At 71.4% G+C, this 21,573-nt stretch carries 1 protein-coding gene; it reads left to right on the plus strand.

Features of this window, described 5'->3' with window-relative positions; genetic code table 11:
• Nucleotides 1-142: 142 nt before the first annotated feature.
• Nucleotides 143-21,556 (plus strand): SDR family NAD(P)-dependent oxidoreductase, encoded by a 21,414-nt coding sequence (locus tag ACQPY0_RS33295; protein ID WP_432969465.1) that lies wholly within the window; start codon nucleotides 143-145, stop codon nucleotides 21,554-21,556.
• Nucleotides 21,557-21,573: the final 17 nt, after the last annotated feature.

Here is a 21,573-nt window from a genome sequence, read left to right on the forward strand (position 1 = left end):
AGACGTTGCTGAAGCTGGCCGGGCAGCCGGCCGATGACCAGCCCGCCCAGGCGTCCATCGACGAGATGGACGTCGACGACCTCGTCCGGCTCGCCCTCGACAACTGACGCCCGGCCCTCTTGAACACTCAGGAGCACCACGGATGACCACGCCAGATGCCAAAGTCGTTGACGCGCTGCGCGCTGCCCTCAAGGCGAACGAGGGCCTGAGGAGGGAGAACGACCGGCTCGTCGCCAACGCCCGCGAGCCGATCGCGATCGTCGGGATGGCCTGCCGGTACCCGGGCGGCGCCGACACCCCCGAACGGCTCTGGCGCCTGGCGCTGTCCGGCACCGACGCCATCGGCAAACCGCCGGCGCAGCGGGGCTGGGACCTCGAGGCGCTGTACTCCCCCGACCCGGATCGGCCCGGCACGACGTACGTGCGGGAGGGCGGCTTCCTCCACGACGCCACCCAGTTCGACGCGGCGTTCTTCGGCATCAGCCCCCGCGAGGCGCTGGCCATGGACCCGCAGCAGCGGCTCCTGCTGGAGACCGCGTGGGAGGCGTTCGAGAACGCGGGGATCGTGCCGGCGGCGCTGCGCTCGACGCCCACCGGCGTATTCACCGGCGTCGCCGCCCAGGACTACGCGCCCCGGGTCGGGCACAAGTTCGCCGAGCTGGAAGGGTTCCTCCTGTCCGGCAGTACGGCCAGCATCGCGTCCGGCCGGCTGGCGTACGTGCTGGCTCTCGAGGGCCCGGCGGTCACGATCGACACGGCGTGCTCGTCGTCGCTGGTCGCCGTACACCTGGCCATGCAGTCCCTGCGCAACGGCGAATGCACGCTGGCCCTGGCCGGCGGCGCGACGGTCTTCCCCACCGCGGGGGTGTTCGTCGAGTTCTCCCGCCAGCGCGGCCTGGCCCCGGACGGGCGCTGCAAGTCCTTCGCCGACCAGGCGGACGGCTTCGCCCTCGCCGAGGGCGTCGGCCTGGTGCTCCTGGAACGCCTCTGCGACGCCCAGCGCAACGGCCACCGGGTGCTCGCGGTCATCCCCGGCTCGGCCGTCAACCAGGACGGCGCCAGCAACGGGCTGACCGCACCGAACGGCCCGTCCCAGGAGCGGGTCATCCGGCAGGCGCTCGCCAACGCCGGCCTGACCCCCGCCGACGTCGACGCGGTCGAGGCCCACGGCACCGGTACCCCGCTGGGCGACCCCATCGAGGCGCACGCGCTGCTGACGACGTACGGCCGGCACCGTACCAACGGCCAGCCCCTGTGGCTCGGCTCCGTCAAGTCGAACATCGGGCACGCGCAGACGGCGGCCGGTGTCGCGGGGATCATCAAGATGGTCCACGCCCTGCGCGACGGTGTCCTGCCGAAGACCCTGCACGTGGACGCCCCGTCCTCGCACGTGGACTGGGACTCCGGCCAGGTGTCCCTGCTGACCGAGCCGATTGCCTGGCCCGACCACGGACGGCCGCGCCGGGCCGCGGTGTCGTCGTTCGGCATCAGCGGTACCAACGCCCACCTCATCCTCGAACAGGCACCTGCCGCGGCGGACGTCCCCGCCGCCGAAACCGGCCTGCCCCTGCTGCTGTCCGCCAAGACCGAGGCGTCTCTGTCCGCTTCGGCCGGGCAACTGGCCGAGCACCTGGGTGAGCACCCCGACCTGGACCTGGGCGCGGTGGCGCACACCCTCGCCTCGGGTCGTGCGCTGCTGCCGTACCGTGCCGCCGTCCTGACCGACCACGACTGGCGCACGGCGCTACGCGCGTTGGCCACCGGCGCGCCACACCCCGGCCTGGTGCACGGCGTGGCCGGGACGGGGCACCGGACGGTGTTCGTCTTCCCCGGCCAGGGCGGGCAGTGGGCCGGCATGGGCCGCGAGCTGGCCGCCACCCAGCCGGTCTTCGCCGCGCACCTCGACGCCTGCGCCGAGGCGTTCGCCGAATGGGTGGACTGGGACCTGCGGGAACTGCTGCACCGTACGGACACCGACTGGCTGACCCGGGTCGAGCTGGTCCAGCCGGCGCTGTTCGCGGTCATGACCGGCCTGGCCGCCGTGTGGCGCCACCACGGCATCACGCCCGACGCGGTGATCGGCCACTCCCAGGGCGAGATCGCCGCCGCCTGCACCGCGGGGGCGCTCACCCTCGCCGATGCCGCCCGGGTCGTGGTACTGCGCAGCCAGGCCCTGCGGGGACTGATCGGACACGGCGACATGGCCTCGGTCGCGTTGTCCGCCGACGACACAGCGGCCCTCGCCGAGCAGCTCCCGGGCCTGTACGTCGCCGCCTACAACGGCCCGGCCAGCACCGTCGCCGCCGGTGCTCCCGAGGCGGTCGCCGAGCTGGTCGAGCGCTGCCGCCGGCGCGACATCAGCGCCCGCGTGCTCGCCGTGAAGTACGCCTCCCACACCCCGCACGTCGAGGACCTGCGCGAGCGGATCCTGGACGACCTGGCGGGCATCACCCCGCGGGCAACCGATGTCGCCATCTACTCCACCCTCACCGGCGAACGGATCGACCCGCTCGAGCTGACCGCCGGCTACTGGTTCGACAACCTCCGCCAACCGGTCCGGTTCCACCAGGCGGCTGTGGCGCTGCTGCGCGACGGCTACCGCACGTACGTCGAGCCGAGCCCGCACCCCACGCTGATCCCGAGCCTGGAACAAATCTTCGACGCGCACGGCCCCGACGGTCCGACGGTGGCGATCGCCAGCCAGCGCCGCGACCACGATCAGGTGGCGGCCCTCACGACGGCGCTGGCCACCGCCCACGTCAACGGTCTGCCGATCCGCTGGCCGCAGCCGGACCCGGCCCCGACGCCCGTGGTGCTGCCCACCTACGCGTTCCAGCGGCAGCACTTCTGGCTCAACTCGGGCACCGCGCTCGGCGAACCCGCCGCGCTCGGCCAGGCATCGGCCGAGCACCCGCTGCTCGCCGCCGCCATCGACCTGCCCGACAGCCGATCGGTGCTGTTCACCGGCCGGGTCTCGCTGGACACCCAGCCGTGGATCGCCGACCATGCGGTGCTGGACACCGTCCTGCTGCCCGGCACGGCGTTCGTGGAACTGGCGCTGCACGCCGGGCATCGCGGCGGCTGCCCGTACCTGCATGATCTCACCATCGAGGCGCCGCTGGTCCTCGCCGGCCAGGAGGTCCGGGACCTGCAGGTCGAGGTCGGCGCACCCGACGACGGCGGGCACCGGCCCGTCACCGTCCGGTCGCGCGAGCCCGGCCGCGACTGGGTCCGCCACGCCGCCGGCACGCTGAACGCCACGCCCACCGGCCCGCCCGCGACGCCGACGACCTGGCCACCCGCCGGGGGCACGCCGATCCCCGTCGAGGACTTCTACGCCGGCCTGGCCGCCACCGGCCTGCAGTACGGCCCCGTGTTCCAGGGGGTAGCGGGCGCCTGGCGGGCCGGCGACCTGGTGTTCGCCGAGGTCGGCCTGCCGGAGGAGGTGGACGTCGCCGGCTGGGGCATCCACCCCGCTCTCCTCGACGCCGCCCTGCACGCCGCCGCCCTGCTGCCGGCCATCGGTGACGAGCCCGGCGTACGGTTGCCGTTCGCCTGGACCGGCATCACGCTTTATGCGACCGGCGCCCGGCACCTGCGCGTACAGCTGGAGAACACCGGCCCCGCGACCATCCGGGTCACCGCCACCGACCCGGCGGGCGCCCTCGTCGCCACCGTCGAGGCCCTGGCCACGCGGCCCGCCATCGGCATCGGGCAGCGCCCTGACAGTGGCGACGACAGCATGCTCAGCCTGGGATGGCAGCAGGCGGCGCCGCTCGCCGACGTCGAGGACGTGCCCGACGTGGTCGTGCTCCGGGTCCGGGGCAGCGGCGATGTCGTAACCGGCACCCATGACCTGGTCGAGGACACACTGCGGAAGGTGCAGGCCTGGCTGACCGACACGGACTCCCGCCTGGTGGTGCTGACCCGGGGCGCGGTCGCCGCGGTGCCCGGTGATGACGTCACCGACCTGGCCGGTGCGGCGGTGTGGGGTTTGTTGCGCTCGGCGCAGTCCGAGCACCCCGGCCGCTTCATGCTGCTCGACACCGACACCGACGACATCACCGCCGCGGTCGCCAGCGGTGAGCCGCAGGCGGCGCTGCGGAACGGCACCATGTGGGTGCCGCGGCTACGGCCGCTGCACACCGTGCACCGGCTCCAGCTCCCCACCGAACACTGGCGCGTGGACGTCGGCACACCCGGCACCGTGGAGGGACTGACCGTCGTCGACAATCCTCGGCCCGCAGCGTTGGAGCCGGGTCAGGTGCGGGTCGCGATCCGAGCCACTGGCGTCAACTTCCGCGACGTGCTCATGACCCTCGGCATGTACCCCGGCGCCGCGGTGATCGGCGCCGAAGCGGCCGGCATCGTCACCGAGGTCGGGGCCGACGTCACCAGCGTGGCGGTCGGGGACCGGGTCATGGGCCTGTTCTTCGGTGCTCTCGCCGACCATGCCGTCACCGACGCCCGCCTCCTCACCCACATCCCGGCCGGCTGGACCTACCCGGAAGCGGCGACCGTCCCCGTCGTGTTCCTCACCGCCTATTACGCCCTCAACCACCTCGCCCAGCTGCGCCCCGGCCAACGGATCCTCATCCACGCCGGCGCCGGCGGTGTCGGCATGGCCGCCATCCAACTCGCCACCCACCTCGGCGCCGACATCTACACCACCGCCAGCCCCAGCAAATGGCCGACCCTGCACCGGCTCGGCATCCAACCCACCCACATCGCCTCGTCCCGCACCCTCGACTACCGGGACCAGTTCCCCAACCTCGACGTGGTCCTCAACGCCCTCACCGGCGAACACATCACCGCCTCCCTCGACCTCCTGGCCCCGGGTGGCCACTTCCTGGAGATGGGCAAAACCGACCTCCGCGACCCGGCCGACGTGCGTTACCGGCCCTTCGATCTGTTCGACGCCGGACCCGACCGCATCCAGCAGATGCTCACCGACCTCCTCGACTTGTTCGACCGCAACGTTCTACAGCCGCTGCCCTACACCGCCTGGCCTGTCCAGGACACCCCCACCGCCTACCGGCACCTCGCCCAAGGCCACAACATCGGCAAAATCGTCCTCACCCACCCCACCCCCATCAACCCCGACGGCACCGTCCTCATCACCGGCGGCACCGGCACCCTCGGCGCACTCCTCGCCCAACACCTCGCCGAGACCGGCCGGGCGAAACACCTACTTCTGGCCAGCCGACGCGGACCACAAGGCGCGGGCGACCTCGTCGCCCGTCTCCAGCAACTCGGAGCGGCAGCCACCGTGGTCGCCTGCGACACCGCCGACCCCGACGCGGTCAACGAACTCATCGCCGGCATCCCCGCCACCCGGCCACTTACCGCGGTCTTCCACACCGCCGGCGTGCTCCAGGACGCAACGCTCGAAACCCTCACCTCCGACCACATCCACACCGTCCTACGCCCCAAGGTCGACGCCGCCTGGAACCTCCACCACGCCACCAAACACCTCGACCTCGCCGCGTTCGTCCTCTACTCGTCGGTCGCCGGCGTCCTCGGCAGCCCGGGGCAGGGCAACTACGCCGCCGCGAACACGTTCCTCGACTCTCTGGCCCAGCACCGCCGCACCCGTGGGCTACCCGGGACCTCCCTCGCCTGGGGGTACTGGGAACACATCAGCGGCATGACCGCACACCTCAGCGACGCCGACCGCATTCGCATCGCCCGCAGCGGCCTGATCCCCCTGGCCACCGACCACGCCCTGCGGCTACTGGAGACGGCGGTCGGCAACGCGCATCCGGCAGTGGTGACGGCGACCCTGGACACCGCCGCGTTGCGGGCCGGCGCGCACGATCCGGCGTTCCCGGCGGTCCTGCGCAGCCTCGCGCCGGTGTCGGCCCGGCGCACGGCGGCCACGACGGGGCCGGTCGACGGTCTGGTCGACCAGCTGGCGAGGACAACCCCCGACGAACGGGGCCGAGTGCTGCGGCAGCTCGTCGCCACACACGCGGCCGCCGTGCTCGGCCATCAGGACGCGAGTGGCATCGATCCCGATCGTGCCCTGCGGGATCTGGGCTTCGACTCGCTGACGGCGGTCGAGCTGCGGAACCGGCTCAACGCCGCCACGGGGCTGCGACTGTCGGCCACGGTGGTGTTCGACCATCCCAGCATCAACGCCCTGAGCGACCACGTGGCGCGGCAGCTGGTGCCGGCGGCGGCCGGGCCTCGCGCGGCGGCGCCGGTCGTGGCCGCGGTTGACGAGCCGATCGCGATCGTGGGGATGGCCTGCCGGTATCCGGGTGCCGATTCGCCGGAGGAGCTGTGGCGGCTCGTCGAGAGCGGCACGGATGCGATTACGGGCATGCCCACGGACCGCGGCTGGAACCTCGCGGCCCTCTACGACCCCGACCCCGACCACCCAGGGACGTCCTACACCCGGCATGGTGGGTTCCTGCACGCGGCGGCGGAGTTCGACGCCGACTTCTTCGGCATCAGCCCCCGCGAAGCCGCCGCCACCGACCCCCAACAACGACTCCTGCTGGAAACGACCTGGCAGGCATTGGAAATCGCTAGGATCGCCCCCACCAGCCTCAAGACCAGTCCGACCGGAGTGTTCACCGGCGTCATCTACAACGACTACGCCACCCGCCTCCACCACGCCCCCGAAGCATACGAAGGCTACCTCGGCAACGGCAGCGCCGGCAGCATCGCCTCCGGCCGACTCGCCTACACCCTCGGCCTCCAAGGCCCAGCAATCTCCATCGACACCGCCTGCTCCTCCTCCCTGGTCGCCACCCATCTGGCCATGCAGTCGCTCCGCAACGGCGAATGCACCCTCGCGCTCGCCGGCGGCGTGACCGTCATGGCGACGCCCACCCCCTATGTCGAGTTCTCCCGCCAGCGGGGACTTTCGCCGGACGGCCACTGCAAGCCGTTCGCCGACCAGGCCGACGGCACCGCGTTCTCCGAAGGCGTCGGCATCCTCGTCCTCGAACGCCTCTCCGACGCCAAACGCAACAGCCACCACGTCCTCGCCGTCATCACCGGCTCCGCCGTCAACCAGGACGGCGCCAGCAACGGCCTCACCGCACCCAACGGCCCATCCCAAGAACGCGTCATCCGACAAGCACTCGCCAACGCGCGGCTGACACCGGCCGACGTTGATGCGGTCGAGGCGCACGGCACCGGCACCACCCTCGGCGACCCCATCGAGGCACAGGCACTGCTGTCCACCTACGGGCAGAGCCGCACCAGTGACGAGCCGCTGTGGCTGGGATCGATCAAATCGAATATCGGCCACACCCAAGCCGCCGCCGGCGTCGCCGGCGTGATCAAAATGGTCCAGGCGTTGAACATCGGCCTGCTGCCCAAAACCCTGCACGTGGACGCCCCGTCGTCCCATGTGGACTGGGACACCGGGCAGGTGTCCCTCCTGACCGAGCCCGTTACCTGGCCGGATCACGGGCGGCCGCGCCGGGCAGCGGTGTCGTCGTTCGGCATCAGCGGCACCAACGCCCACCTCATCCTCGAACAAGCCCCGGAACTGCCGCGAGCCGAGCCCACGACCACCGACCTGCCCCTGCTCCTGTCCGCCAAGACCGAGACAGCCCTGGCAGCCTCAGCCGGACAACTCGCCGAGCACCTCAACAAGAACCTCGCCGCGGTCGCGTACACCCTCGCCACCGGCCGCGCACTCATGCCACACCGGGCCGTCATCCTCCCCGGCCACGACCCGGCCACCGCGCTGCGAGCCCTCGCCGACGGCGGTGTGCATCCCGGCCTAGTCCGCGGGATGACCGGTCAGGGCGGCCTGGCGTTCCTGTTCACCGGCCAGGGCTCCCAGCACCCCGGCATGGGCGCCGGCCTCTACGACCACTACCCCGTCTTCGCCACCACCCTCGACGAAGTCTGCGCCGCGTTCGACCCGCTCCTGGAACACCCACTGCGGGAGGTCATGTTCGGCGCCCACACCGACCTGCTCGGCCAGACCCGCTACACCCAACCCGCCCTGTTCGCCTACCAGATCGCGTTGTACCGCCTGCTACAAGACTTCGGCCTGACCCCCGACTACCTGACCGGCCACTCCATCGGCGAGATCACCGCAGCCCACATCGCCGGCGTCTTCAGCCTCACCGACGCGGCACGGCTGGTCACAGCCCGCGGCACACTGATGCAACAACTCCCACCCGGAGCAATGCTCGCCGTCACCACCAACACCATCGACGCGTATCTGGACGGCGTTGAGGTCGCCGCGCACAACAGCCCCACCGCCCATGTGTTGGCCGGCGACCCGGATGTGATTGCCGCCCTGGCCGAACGGCTCACCGCAGACGGTGTACGGGCCCGCCGACTGCACGTCGACCGGGCATTCCACACCAGCCACACCGACACCATCCTCGACCAATTCCGTGAAATCGCCGCCAGCATCAACTACCAACCGCCGGCCATCCAGGTCGTATCCACCCTCCCCGGCGAACTCACCGACCCCGACTACTGGGTCCGGCACATCCGCCACACCGTGGAGTACGGCTCGGCAACCGAACGACTGCATGAACTGGGCGTCACCCGGTTCCTCGAGGTCGGCCCGGACGCGGTGCTGGCAACACTGACCGCAGAAACCCTCGACGACGTGGTCGCCATCCCGACCCAGCACCGCGACCGCGACCAGGCCACCGCGTTCATCACCGCCCTGGCCACCGCACACGTCCACGGCCTGCCGGTACGGTGGCCGCTGCCTGACCCGGCGCCGACACCGGTCACACTGCCCACCTATCCGTTCCAGCGCCAGCGGTACTGGCTCAACGCCGCCACCACCCTCAGCGAACCCGCCGACCTCGGCCAGATTCCCGGCGACCACCCACTCCTCGCCGCCGCAATCGACCTACCCGACAGCGACACGACGCTGTTCACCGGCCGCATCTCGCTGGACACCCAGTCGTGGATCGCCGACCACGCGGTGCGGGGCACGGTGCTGCTACCCGGCACCGCATTCGTCGAACTGGCCCTGCACGCAGGAAACCACGTCGGCCACCCGCACCTGCACGAACTCACGCTGCAGGCGCCACTGTCCCTGACCGGCGACGAGTCCCGCTCCCTGCAGATCGAGGTCGGCCCACCGAGCGACGACGGACACCGCGCCATCACCATCCGCTCCCGGGCCGGCGAGCAGGGCTGGACCCGTCACGCCACCGGCACCCTGGCCACCACGCCCGGCACCGAACCCACGGACAGCGGGATGACCTGGCCACCGGACGCCGCGCCGATGGAACTGGCGGACTTCTACACCGATCTGGCCGCCGCCGGCCTGGAGTACGGTCCGGTGTTCCAGGGCGTCACGGGTGTCTGGCGCGCCGACGATTCCGTCTACGCCGAGATCACGCTGCCCGAGCAGGTCGACGTCGCCGGCTGGGGTATCCACCCCGCGCTGCTCGACGCAGCGCTGCACCCCGCCACGCTCCTTCCCGGCGCGGGTGACGGGTCCGAGGTCCGGTTGCCGTTCGCCTGGTCGGGCATCGCCCTGCACGCCACCGGCGCCCGGCGGCTGCGTATCGCGGTCGAACGTACCGGCCCGGACACCATCCGGGTCACCACGGCGGATCAGGCCGGTGCACCCGTCGCCACGATCGACGCACTGACGACGCGGACCCTGCCCGCAGGACACCTCGGCGCCCCGGCCCGCGACGCCCTGTTCCACACCGCCTGGACCACCGTTCCCGCGCCCGTGTCCACGTCCTCGCCGAGCCCGATGGAGGTGCTCCGGGTCAGGGGCGGCGGCGAGGTCGTGTCCGGCACCCACCGGCTGGTCGAGGAGACCCTGCGGAAGGTGCAGGACTGGCTGTCCGACGACCGCCACGCCGATTCCCGGCTGGTCATCCACACCCACGGCGCGGTCGCCGTGGCCCCCGGTGAGGACGTCACCGACCTGGCCGCCACCGCCGTATGGGGCCTGATCCGCTCCGCCCAATCGGAGCACCCGGGCCGGTTCGTGCTGGTCGACGCCGACACCGACGACGTTGCCGCGGCGGTGGCCAGTGGTGAGCCGCAGCTGGCGGTGCGGGACGGCCAGCTGCTGGCACCCCGCCTGACCCGGACCGTCGCCGACCAGACACCACCGCCGGGCCTCGATGCCGACGGTACGGTGCTGATCACCGGCGGTACCGGCACCCTCGGCGCCCTGCTGGCCGAGCACCTGGCAACCAGCGGCCGCGCGAAGCACCTGCTCCTGGTCAGCCGACGCGGCCCCGACGCCCCCGGCGCGGACGACCTGGCCACCCGCCTGCGGCAACTCGGCGCGACGGCGACCGTGGCGGCCTGCGACACCGCCGACCCGGACGCCGTCACCGCTCTCATCGCCGGCATCCCCGCCGACCGCCCGCTCACCGCGGTCTTCCACACCGCCGGCGTCCTCGCCGACGCCACCCTCGAAGGCCTCACGGCCGACCAGATCCACACCGTACTGCACCCGAAGGTCGACGCGGCGTGGAACCTTCATGAGGCCACCGCACACCTGGATCTGGCCGCGTTTGTCCTCTACTCGTCCGTCTCCGGTGTGCTCGGCAGCCCCGGCCAAGGCAACTATGCGGCGGCGAACACGTTCCTCGACGCCCTGGCCCAGCACCGCCATGCCCAGGGGCTGCCCGCTACGGCTGTGGCGTGGGGGTACTGGGAACACACCAGCGGCATGACCGCACACCTCAACGACACCGACCGCGCACGCATCGCCCGCAGCGGCCTGATTCCCCTGCCCACCGATCAGGCCCTGCGCCTGCTGGACACGGCGATCGTCACCGCAGAGCCAGCAGTCACGGCCGCGACACTGGATACCGCCGCGTTGCGGGCCGGTGTGCAGCATCCGGCGTTTCCGGCGATCCTCCGCGGGCTGATCCCGGCGGGGTCGCGTCGTGCCGGGCGTGCCGACCTGCTGGACCTAGCGCGGTTGGATGGCGGCGAACGGCGCAAGGTGCTCGCCAAACTGGTGCAGGACACCGTCGCCAGCGTGCTGGGCCATCAGGACTCGAGGAGCATCGACCCGGACCGCGCCCTACGGGATCTGGGCTTCGACTCGCTGACCGCGGTGGAGTTGCGCAACCGGCTGAATGCCGCCACGGGTCTGCGGTTGTCGGCGACCGCGGTGTTCGACCACCCCAGCGTCCATGCGCTGAGCGTTCATCTGGCGCAGCAACTGGTGCCGACCACCGCCGGGCCTCGCACGGCAACGCCGGTCGCGCCGGTGATGGACGAGCCGATCGCGATCGTGGGGATGGCTTGCCGCTACCCCGGCGCCGACAGCCCCGAGGAACTGTGGCAGCTGGTCCAGTCCGGCACGGACGCGATCACCGGCATGCCCACGGACCGGGGCTGGAACCTCACAACCCTCTACGACCCCGACCCCGACCACCCGGGGACGTCCTACACCCGCCACGGCGGTTTCCTGCATACGGCGGCGGAGTTCGACGCCGACTTCTTCGGCATCAGCCCCCGCGAAGCCACCGCCACCGACCCCCAACAACGACTCCTCCTGGAAACCACCTGGCAAGCCCTCGAAACCGCTGGGATCGACCCCACCAGCCTCAAGACCAGCCCGACCGGGGTGTTCACGGGGGTGATGTACGACGACTACGCCACCCGACTGCACCACATCCCCGCCGGCTACGAAGGCTACCTGGGCAACGGCAGCGCCGGCAGTGTTGCTTCCGGCCGACTCGCCTACACCCTCGGCCTGGAAGGTCCGGCCATCACCATCGACACGGCGTGTTCGTCGTCGTTGGTCGCCGCCCACCTGGCGATGCAGTCGCTGCGCAACGGCGAATGCACCCTTGCCCTCGCCGGCGGTGTGACCGTGCTGGCGACACCGGGCATCTTCATCGAGTTCTCCCGGCAGCGGGGTCTGTCCGCGGACGGCCGGTGCAAGTCGTTCGCCGACCAGGCCGACGGCACCGGCTGGAGCGAAGGCGTCGGCATCCTGGTGCTGGAGCGGTTGTCCGACGCCGAACGCAACGGCCACCGGGTCCTGGCCGTCATCGCGGGTTCAGCGGTCAACCAGGACGGTGCCAGCAACGGCCTCACCGCCCCCAACGGCCCCTCCCAAGAACGCGTCATCCGACAAGCACTCGCCAACGCACGACTGACACCCGCCGACATCGACACGGTCGAAGCCCACGGCACCGGCACCACCCTCGGCGACCCCATCGAAGCCCAAGCACTCCTCGCCACCTACGGCCAAGACCGCCCCAACGGCCAGCCGCTATGGCTCGGATCGATCAAATCGAACATCGGCCACACCCAAGCCGCCGCCGGTGTCGCCGGCATCATCAAGATGGTCCAGGCCATGAACGTGGGCTTGCTGCCCAAGACGTTGCACGTGGACGCCCCGTCGTCTCATGTGGACTGGGACTGCGGGCAGGTGTCGCTGCTGACCGAGTCGACGGTCTGGCCGGATCACGGGCGGCCGCGGCGGGCGGCGGTGTCCTCGTTCGGGATCAGCGGCACCAACGCCCACCTCATCCTCGAACAAGCCCCGGAACCGCCAGCTGAACAAACCCAACCGACAACCACCGACCTGCCCCTGCTCCTGTCCGCCAAGACCGAGACAGCCCTGGCAGCCTCAGCCGGACAACTCGCCGAGCACCTCAACAAGAACCTCGCCGCGGTCGCGTACACCCTCGCCACCGGCCGCGCACTCATGCCACACCGGGCCGTCATCCTCCCCGGCCACGACCCGGCCACCGCGCTGCGAGCCCTGGCCGGCGGGGAACCGCATCCGGGCGTGGTCCAGGGCACTTCGGTTCACGGCAGCACCGCGTTCCTGTTCACCGGCCAGGGCTCCCAGCACCCGGGTATGGGTGCCGACCTCTACGACCGCTATCCGGTCTTCGCCACCACCCTCGACGAGGTGTGCGCGGTGTTCGACCCGCTCCTGGAACACCCACTGCGGGAGGTCATGTTCGGCGCCCACACCGACCTGCTCGCCCAGACCCGCTACACGCAGCCGGCCCTGTTCGCCTACGAGGTCGCGTTGTACCGCCTGCTACAAGACTTCGGCCTAACCCCCGACTACCTGACCGGCCACTCCATCGGCGAGATCACCGCCGCCCACATCGCCGGCGTCTTCAGCCTCACCGACGCGGCACGGCTGGTCACAGCCCGCGGCACACTGATGCAACAACTCCCACCCGGAGCAATGCTCGCCGTCACCACCAACACCATCGACGCCTATTTGGACGGCGTTGAGGTCGCCGCCCACAACAGCCCCACCGCCCACGTCCTGGCCGGCAACCCGGACACGATCGCCGCCCTGGCCGAACGACTCACCACCGACGGTGTACGCACCCGCCGACTGCACGTCGACCGGGCATTCCACACCAGCCACACCGACGCCATCCTCGACCAGTTCCGTGAAATCGCCGCCGGCATCGACTACCAGCCACCGGCCATCCCGGTCGTATCCACCCTCCCCGGCGAACCCACCGACCCCGACTACTGGGTCCGGCACATCCGCCACACCGTCGAATACACAACCGCCACCGAACGCCTACACGAACTCGGCGTCACCCGATTCCTCGAGATCGGACCCGACGCCGTGCTGACAACCCTCACCGCCGACACCCTCACCGACCCGGTCACCATCCCGACCCAGCACCGCGACCACGACCAGACCACCGCATTCATCACTGCCCTCGCCACCGCACACGTCCACGGCCTGCCGGTGCGATGGCCGCTGCCCGAACCGGCGCCCGCACCGGTCACACTGCCCACCTATCCGTTCCAGCGCCAGCGGTACTGGCTGCATCCTGGCCGTGCCGCCGGTGAACCGGCCGACCTCGGCCTGATCAGCGCGGACCATCCGGTGCTCGCCGCGGCGATCGAGTTGCCCGACAACGGATCGGTGTTGTTCACCGGCACGCTGTCGGCGGCCGGCCAGCCGTGGATCACCGACCACGCGGTGCAGGGCACGGTACTGCTACCCGGCACCGCATTCGTCGAACTGGCGCTGCACGCCGGGCAGCACACCGGCCACCCGTACCTGCACGAGCTCACACTGCAGGCGCCGTTGACACTCATCGGCGACCAGGTGTGTGCCGTCCTGGTCGAGGTGACCGCCGACGACGACGGACACCGGCGGATCACCATCCGCTCTCGAACCGGAGACCAGGACTGGGTCAGTCACGCGACGGGCATCCTCGCCACCACGCCGGCCTCCGCCCCGACCGCTTTGCCCGCACAGTGGCCGCCCACCGGGGCCACCGTCGTTGGCATCGAGGACTTCTACACCGATCTGGCGGCTTCCGGCCTGGAGTACGGTCCGGTGTTCCAGGGCGTCACGGGTGTCTGGCGCGCCGACAATTCCGCCTACGCCGAGATCACGCTGCCCGAGCAGGTCGACGTCGCCGGTTGGGGTGTGCATCCGGCGCTGTTGGATGCTGCGCTGCATCCTGCCGCGCTGCTTGCGGGTGACGGGTCTGGGGTGCGGTTGCCGTTCGCCTGGTCGGGCATCACCCTGCATGCTGCGGGTGTGCGGCATCTCCGGGTTCTGGTGGAGAGCACCGGTTCGGACACGGTCCGGGTCACGGCCGCGGACCAGGCCGGGTCACCTGTGGTGACGATCGATGCGCTCACCGTGCGGGCGTTGCCGGCTGGGCACCTCGGTACCCCGGCTCGCGATATGCTGTTCCACACCACCTGGGCCGCCATTCCCGCACCGACGGTCACCGCCGGCCCGATGCTGGGTCTGGATGGGCTTGCCGACGTCGGGGACGTGCCGGAGGCGGTGGTGTTCACCGTCCGGGGCGGCGGTGAGGTCGTGGCCGGGACCCACCGCCTGGTTGCGGAGACGTTGCGGGCGGTGCAGGGCTGGCTGGCCGATGAGCGGTGCGCCGGTTCGCGGTTGGTGGTGCTGACCCGGGGTGCGGTGGCCGCGGTGCCGGGCGAGGATGTCACCGATCTGGCCGGGGCGGCGGTATGGGGTCTCCTCCGCTCGGCCCAGTCGGAACACCCCGGCCGGTTCATGCTGATCGACACCGACACCGACGACATCGCCGCGGCGGTCGGCAGTGGCGAGCCGCAGCTGGCGGTGCGGGACGGCCAGCTGCTGGCGCCCCGCCTGGCTCGGACCACCGCCGGCCAGACACCCCCCTTGGACCTCGATGCCGACGGCACGGTGCTGATCACCGGCGGCACCGGCACCCTCGGCGCGCTGCTGGCCGAGCACCTGGCAACCAGCGGCCACGCGAAGCACCTGCTGCTGGTCAGCCGGCGCGGCCCCGACGCTCCCGGCGCGGACGACCTGGCCACCCGTCTGCGGCAGCTCGGCGCCGCCGCCACCGTGGTCGCCTGCGACACCGCCGACCCGGACGCCGTCAACGATCTCATCGCCGGCATCCCCGCCGACCGCCCGCTCACCGCGGTCTTCCACACCGCCGGTGTCCTCGACGACGCGACAGTGCACGGGCTGACGTTCGAGCAACTGCAGACCGTACTGCGTCCGAAGGTCGACGCGGCGTGGAATCTGCACCAGGCCACCGCACACCTGGATCTGGCCGCGTTTGTCCTCTACTCGTCCGTCTCCGGTGTGCTCGGCAGCCCCGGCCAAGGCAACTACGCGGCGGCGAACACGTTCCTCGACGCCCTCGCCCAGCACCGCCAGGCCCACGGCCTGCCCGCCACCTCCGTCGCCTGGGGGTACTGGGAACACACCAGCGGCATGACCGCGCACCTCAGCGACACCGACCGCGCACGCATCGCGCGCAGCGGCCTCATTCCCCTGGCCACCGACCACGCCCTACGCCTACTGGAGAGGGCGATCGTCACCCCAGAGCCAGCAGTCACGGCCACGACACTGGACACCGCCGCGCTACGAGCCGGCGTACACGACCCGGCGTTCCCGGCAATCCTGCGGGACCTGGTCCCGGCGGGTTCGCGTCGCCCGGTGCGGGGTGGTCGGCTTGATGTGGCGGGTCTGGACGAGGCCGGGCGGTATCAGGTGCTTGCCAAGCTGGTGCGGGACACTGTCGCGGCTGTGCTGGGTCACCAGGATGCTGCCGGGGTCGAGGTGCAGCGGGTGTTCAAGGATCTCGGGTTCGACTCGCTGACCGCGGTGGAGTTGCGCAACCGGCTGAATGCCGCCACGGGTCTGCGGTTGTCGGCGACCGCGGTGTTCGACCACCCCAGCGTCCACGCCCTGACCACCCACCTGGCCCGGCGACTCGCCCCTGCCACCACAACCGACCCGCGCCCAGCCACGCCAATCGCAGCGGCGATGGACGAACCGATCGCGATCGTGGGGATGGCCTGCCGCTACCCGGGTGCCGACTCGCCGGACGAGCTGTGGCGGCTGGTCGAGAACGGCACGGACGCGATCACCGGCATGCCCACCGACCGCGGCTGGAACCTCGCGGCCCTCTACCACCCCGACCCCGACCACCCCGGCACCTCCTACACCCGCCACGGCGGTTTCCTGCATACGGCGGCGGAGTTCGACGCCGACTTCTTCGGCATCAGCCCCCGCGAAGCCACCGCCACCGACCCCCAACAACGACTTCTCCTCGAAACCACCTGGCAAGCCCTCGAAACCGCCGGCATCAACCCCACCAGCCTCAAAACCAGCCCAACCGGAGTCTTCACCGGCGTCATGTACGACGACTACGCCACCCGCCTCCACCACATCCCCACCGGCTACGAAGGCTACCTAGGCAACGGCAGCGCCGGCAGCGTCGCCTCCGGCCGACTCGCCTACACCCTCGGCCTCGAAGGCCCAGCCATCACCATCGACACCGCATGCTCGTCGTCGCTGGTCGCCACGCACCTGGCGATGCAGTCACTCCGCAACGGCGAATGCACCCTCGCCCTCGCCGGCGGCGTCACCATCCTCGCCACACCCGGCATCTTCATCGAATTCTCCCGCCAACACGGCCTATCCACCGACGGCCGCTGCAAATCCTTCGCCAACCAAGCCGACGGCACCGGCTGGAGCGAAGGCGTCGGCATCCTCGTCCTCGAACGCCTCTCCGACGCCAAACGCAACGGCCACCACGTCCTAGCCGTCATCGCCGGCTCCGCCGTCAACCAGGACGGCGCCAGCAACGGCCTCACCGCACCCAACGGCCCATCCCAAGAACGCGTCATCCGACAAGCACTCGCCAACGCCGGCCTCACCCCCGCCGACGTTGATGCGGTCGAAGCCCACGGCACCGGCACCACCCTCGGCGACCCCATCGAAGCCCAAGCACTCCTCGCCACCTACGGCCAAGACCGCACCGACGGCCAGCCGCTATGGCTCGGATCGATCAAGTCGAACATCGGCCACGCCCAGGCAGCGGCCGGTGTCGCCGGCATCATCAAAATGGTCCAGGCCATGCATGCCGGGGTGCTGCCCAAGACGCTGCACGTCGACACACCCAGCAGCCACGTGGACTGGGAGTCCGGGCAGGTGTCGCTGCTGACCGAGCCCGTTGCTTGGCCCGACCACGGCCGGCCCCGCCGGGCGGCGGTGTCCTCCTTCGGCATCAGCGGCACCAACGCCCACCTCATCCTCGAACAAGCCCCGGAACCGCCAGCCGAGCCCACGACCACCGACCTGCCCCTCCTCCTATCGGCCAAGACCGACCAGGCACTGGCAGCCTCCGCCGGACAACTCGTCGAGCACCTCGACAAGAACCTGGCCGCAGTCGCGTACACCCTCGCCACGGGTCGCGCACTCCTACCGCATCGGGCGGTCATCCTCCCCGGCCACGACCCGGACCAGACGTTGCGGGCGCTCGCCACCGGCAGCACCCACCCGGGCCTGGTTCGAGGCATCGCCCGCGCCGGGCACAAAACCGTGTTCGTCTTCCCCGGCCAAGGCGGCCAATGGGCCGGCATGGGCCGCACCCTCGCCGCCACCCACCCCGTCTTCGCCCACCACCTCGACGCCTGCACCGAAGCGTTCCAGCCCTGGGTCGACTGGAACCTCCACGAACTCCTCCACCGCGACAACACTGACTGGCTCACCGAGGTCGATCTGGTCCAGCCCGCGCTCTTCGCGGTGATGACCGGGCTGGCCGCCCTCTGGCGACACCACGGCATCACACCTGACGCGGTCATCGGCCACTCCCAAGGGGAAATCGCCGCCGCCCACACCGCCGGCGCCCTCACCCTCCACGACGCCGCCCACATCATCACCCGCCGCTCCCAAACCCTGCGCACCCTCATCGGCCACGGCGACATGGCCGCCATCGAACTCCCCCCAAACCAGCTCCACCAACACCCCGACATCCACATCGCCGCCTACAACGGACCCACCAGCACCGTCATCGCCGGCAACCCCGACGCCGTCGCCGAGGTCGTCGAACACTGCCGCGACAACGGCATCCGGGCACGCGTGCTACCAGTCCACTACGCCTCCCACACCCCACACATCGACATCATCAAAGACCAGATCCTCACCGACCTGACCGGCATCACACCCCAACCAACGGCGGTCGCGATCTACTCCACGTTGACGGGCGATCGGATCGATCCCACCGAGTTGACTGCCGACTACTGGTACGACAACCTCCGACACCCGGTCCGATTCCAGCAAGCCACCGAGGCCCTCCTCCGCGACGGCCACCACACCTACATCGAAACCAGCCCACACCCCACCCTCATCCCGAACCTGGAACACGCACCGGTCGCCATCCCCAGCCAACACCGCGACCAACACACCGCATTCACCACCGCCCTCGCCACCGCACACGTCCACGGACTCCCCATCAACTGGCCACTGCCCGACCCCGCCCCACAGCCCGTGGCACTGCCGACATACCCCTTCCAACGGCAGCGCTATTGGCTTGACGACACGCACACCGTCAGCGAACCCGCCGACCTCGGTCAAGCCTCCGGCGAACACCCGCTCCTCGCCGCCGCCATCGAGCTGCCGGAGTCGGAGTCGGTGGCGTTCACCGGGCGGATCTCGCCCGACGTGCACCCGTGGATCGCCGAGCACACCGTCCACGACACCGTCCTGGTGCCCGGTTCGGTGCTGCTGGAGCTGGCGCTGCACGCGGGGCAGCGCACCGGGTGCCCGTACCTGCGCGAGCTCACCCTGGAAGCGCCGCTGGTCCTCGCCGACGCGGAAACTCCCGCGTTGCTGGTCGAGGTCGGTGCTCCCGACGGGGACGGGCACCGCCCGATCACCATCCGGTCGCGGGGCGGCGACGGGGAATGGATCCGGCACGCCGCCGGGCTGCTCGCCTCAGCATCGGGTGCGGCACCGGCGACTCGACCGGCAGCGTGGCCGCCGGCCGGCGCGACGTCCGTTCCGGTCGGCGACTTCTACGCCGAGCTGATGAGCAGCGGCCTGGAGTACGGGCCGACATTCCACGGCCTGACCGCGGCGTGGCGAGCGGGCGACCGGGTGTACGCCGAGGTGAGCCTGGCCGCCGACAGCGACAGCTCCGGCTGGGGCATCCATCCGGCGCTCCTCGACGCCGCCCTGCACCCGGCCGCCCTGCTGCCGGGTAGCGACGGAGCCGGCGTACGAATGCCGTTCACGTGGACGGAGGTCGCCCTGCACGCGTCCGGCGCCCGGCGGCTGCGGGTCGAGATCGAGAACAGCGGTCCGGACACCATCGCCATGACCGTGGCCGACACCGCGGGCGCGCCCGTACTGACGCTGGGCGGCATGGTGGCGCGGCCGGTGCCGGCGGGTGAGCTCGGCGGCGCGGCCCGCATCCCGGCGAACACGGTGTTCCGGCTGGAGTGGGCCAAGGACGAGCCGACGGCCCTCCCACTCGCCGCCCCGCGGTGCGCGATCGTCGACCTCCACCGGTCGGGCGCGCTCGACCTGCCGGGCGCGGCCCGGGTCGAGTCGCTCGCGGCGCTCGTGGCCAGTGTGGACGCGGGCGCGCCCGTGCCCGACCTGCTCGTCGTCCCGCTGACGCGGCGATCCGGGGAGACCGTCGAGTTGGTCCACCGGCTGACCCGGGACGTGCTCGCCCTGCTGCGGGAGTCGGCGGATGACGTACGCCTGGCAGACACCCGCATCGCCCTGGTGACCTCCGGCGCCGTGGCCGCGGAGCCGGTCGACGACGTCGTCGACCTCGCCGGTGCGGCGGTCTGGGGACTGGCGGTGACGGCACAGGCCGAGCACCCGGGCCGCGTCGTCCTGGTCGACCTGGACGGGACCGACGAGTCGCACCGTGCGCTGCCCCAGGCGCTACGCGGCGGGGAGACGCGGTTGTGCGTCCGGGCCGGGACGGTGCTGCGGCCCAGGCTCGGCCGGGCGACGCTCGACGCCGCCGGGGCGCGGATCGGCGGACGCGGCACGGTCCTCGTCACCGGCGGCACCGGCGCGCTCGGCCGGCTGGTGGCCCGTCACCTGGTGGCCGGGCACGGGGTACGGCACCTGCTGCTCACCAGCCGGCGCGGGCGCGGTGTTCCCGAGCTCGACGAGCTGCTGGCCGAGCTGGGCGGGCTGGGTGCACAGGTCGACGTCGCCGCCTGCGATGCCGCCGACGCGGAGGCGCTGGACCGCCTGCTCGACTCGATCCCGCCGGAGCGGCCGCTGACCGCGGTCGTTCACGCCGCGGGGATCCACGACGGCAGTTCGCTGGCCGCGATGACCGACGAGCAGCTCCAGCGGGTCCTCCGGCCGAAGGTAGACGCGGCGTGGAACCTGCACCGGCTGACCCGGCACCTGAACCTCGACGCCTTTGTGCTGTTCTCGTCCGCCACCGGGGTCCTGGGCAGCCCGGGCCAGGCCAACTACGCCGCCGCGAACGCCTTCCTCGACGCGCTCGCCCAGCACCGACGGGCCGCCGGCCTGGCCGGTACGTCGCTCGCGTGGGGCGTGTGGGAGGACGGCGCCGGGATGGCTGGCGGCCTCAGCGGCGCGGACCGGGCCAGGATGAGCCGTTCCCGGGTGTTGCCGCTGCCGATCCGGCACGCGCTACGCATCCTCGACGCCGCGCTGGCGGGGACGGCGGAGCCGGTCCTGCTGCCGATGAAGGTGGACGTCTCGTCGCCGTCGTCGCCCGGGCAGCACGCCGAGGTTTCGCCGCTGCTCGTACCGCTGCTGCCGGTCCCGTCGCGGGCCGCGGCGGCCGATGCCGCCTCGTTCACCGAGACGCTGCTGCGGCTGACGGCGGAGGAACGGCAGCGGGCGTTGCTGGATCTGGTACGCGGGCATGTCGCCACGGTCCTCGGGCGCTCGTCCGCCGAGACGGTGGATGCCGACCTGGCCTTCAAGGAGATCGGGTTCGACTCCATCACCGCGGTCGACCTGCGCAACCGGCTCGGGCACCACGTCGGCCTCAAACTGCCGGCAACGCTGGTCTTCGACCACCCGACGGTCCGTGATCTCGCCGCGTACCTCGACAAGACGCTGGCCGGTGGCGCCGGGTCGGCCTCCGACCGTGCCCTGGCCCAGCTCGACGCGCTCGAGGCGACGCTGGTGACGGCCGCCGACGATGAGTCCCGGGACGCCGTGATCGCCCGGCTCGAGGCGCTGCTGCGCCGCGTCGACAACCGTGGTCCGGTGCGGCCGGCCGACGACGATCTCCGGACCGCAACCACTGAACAGTTGTTCGGCCTACTCGCCGAGGAACTCGGTCTCCCCATGGACGGTGACGCATGACGAGCTCGGAATCCGCC

The organism is Dactylosporangium sp. CA-233914 (assembly GCF_050942935.1).
Taxonomy (GTDB): Bacteria; Actinomycetota; Actinomycetes; order Mycobacteriales; family Micromonosporaceae; genus Dactylosporangium.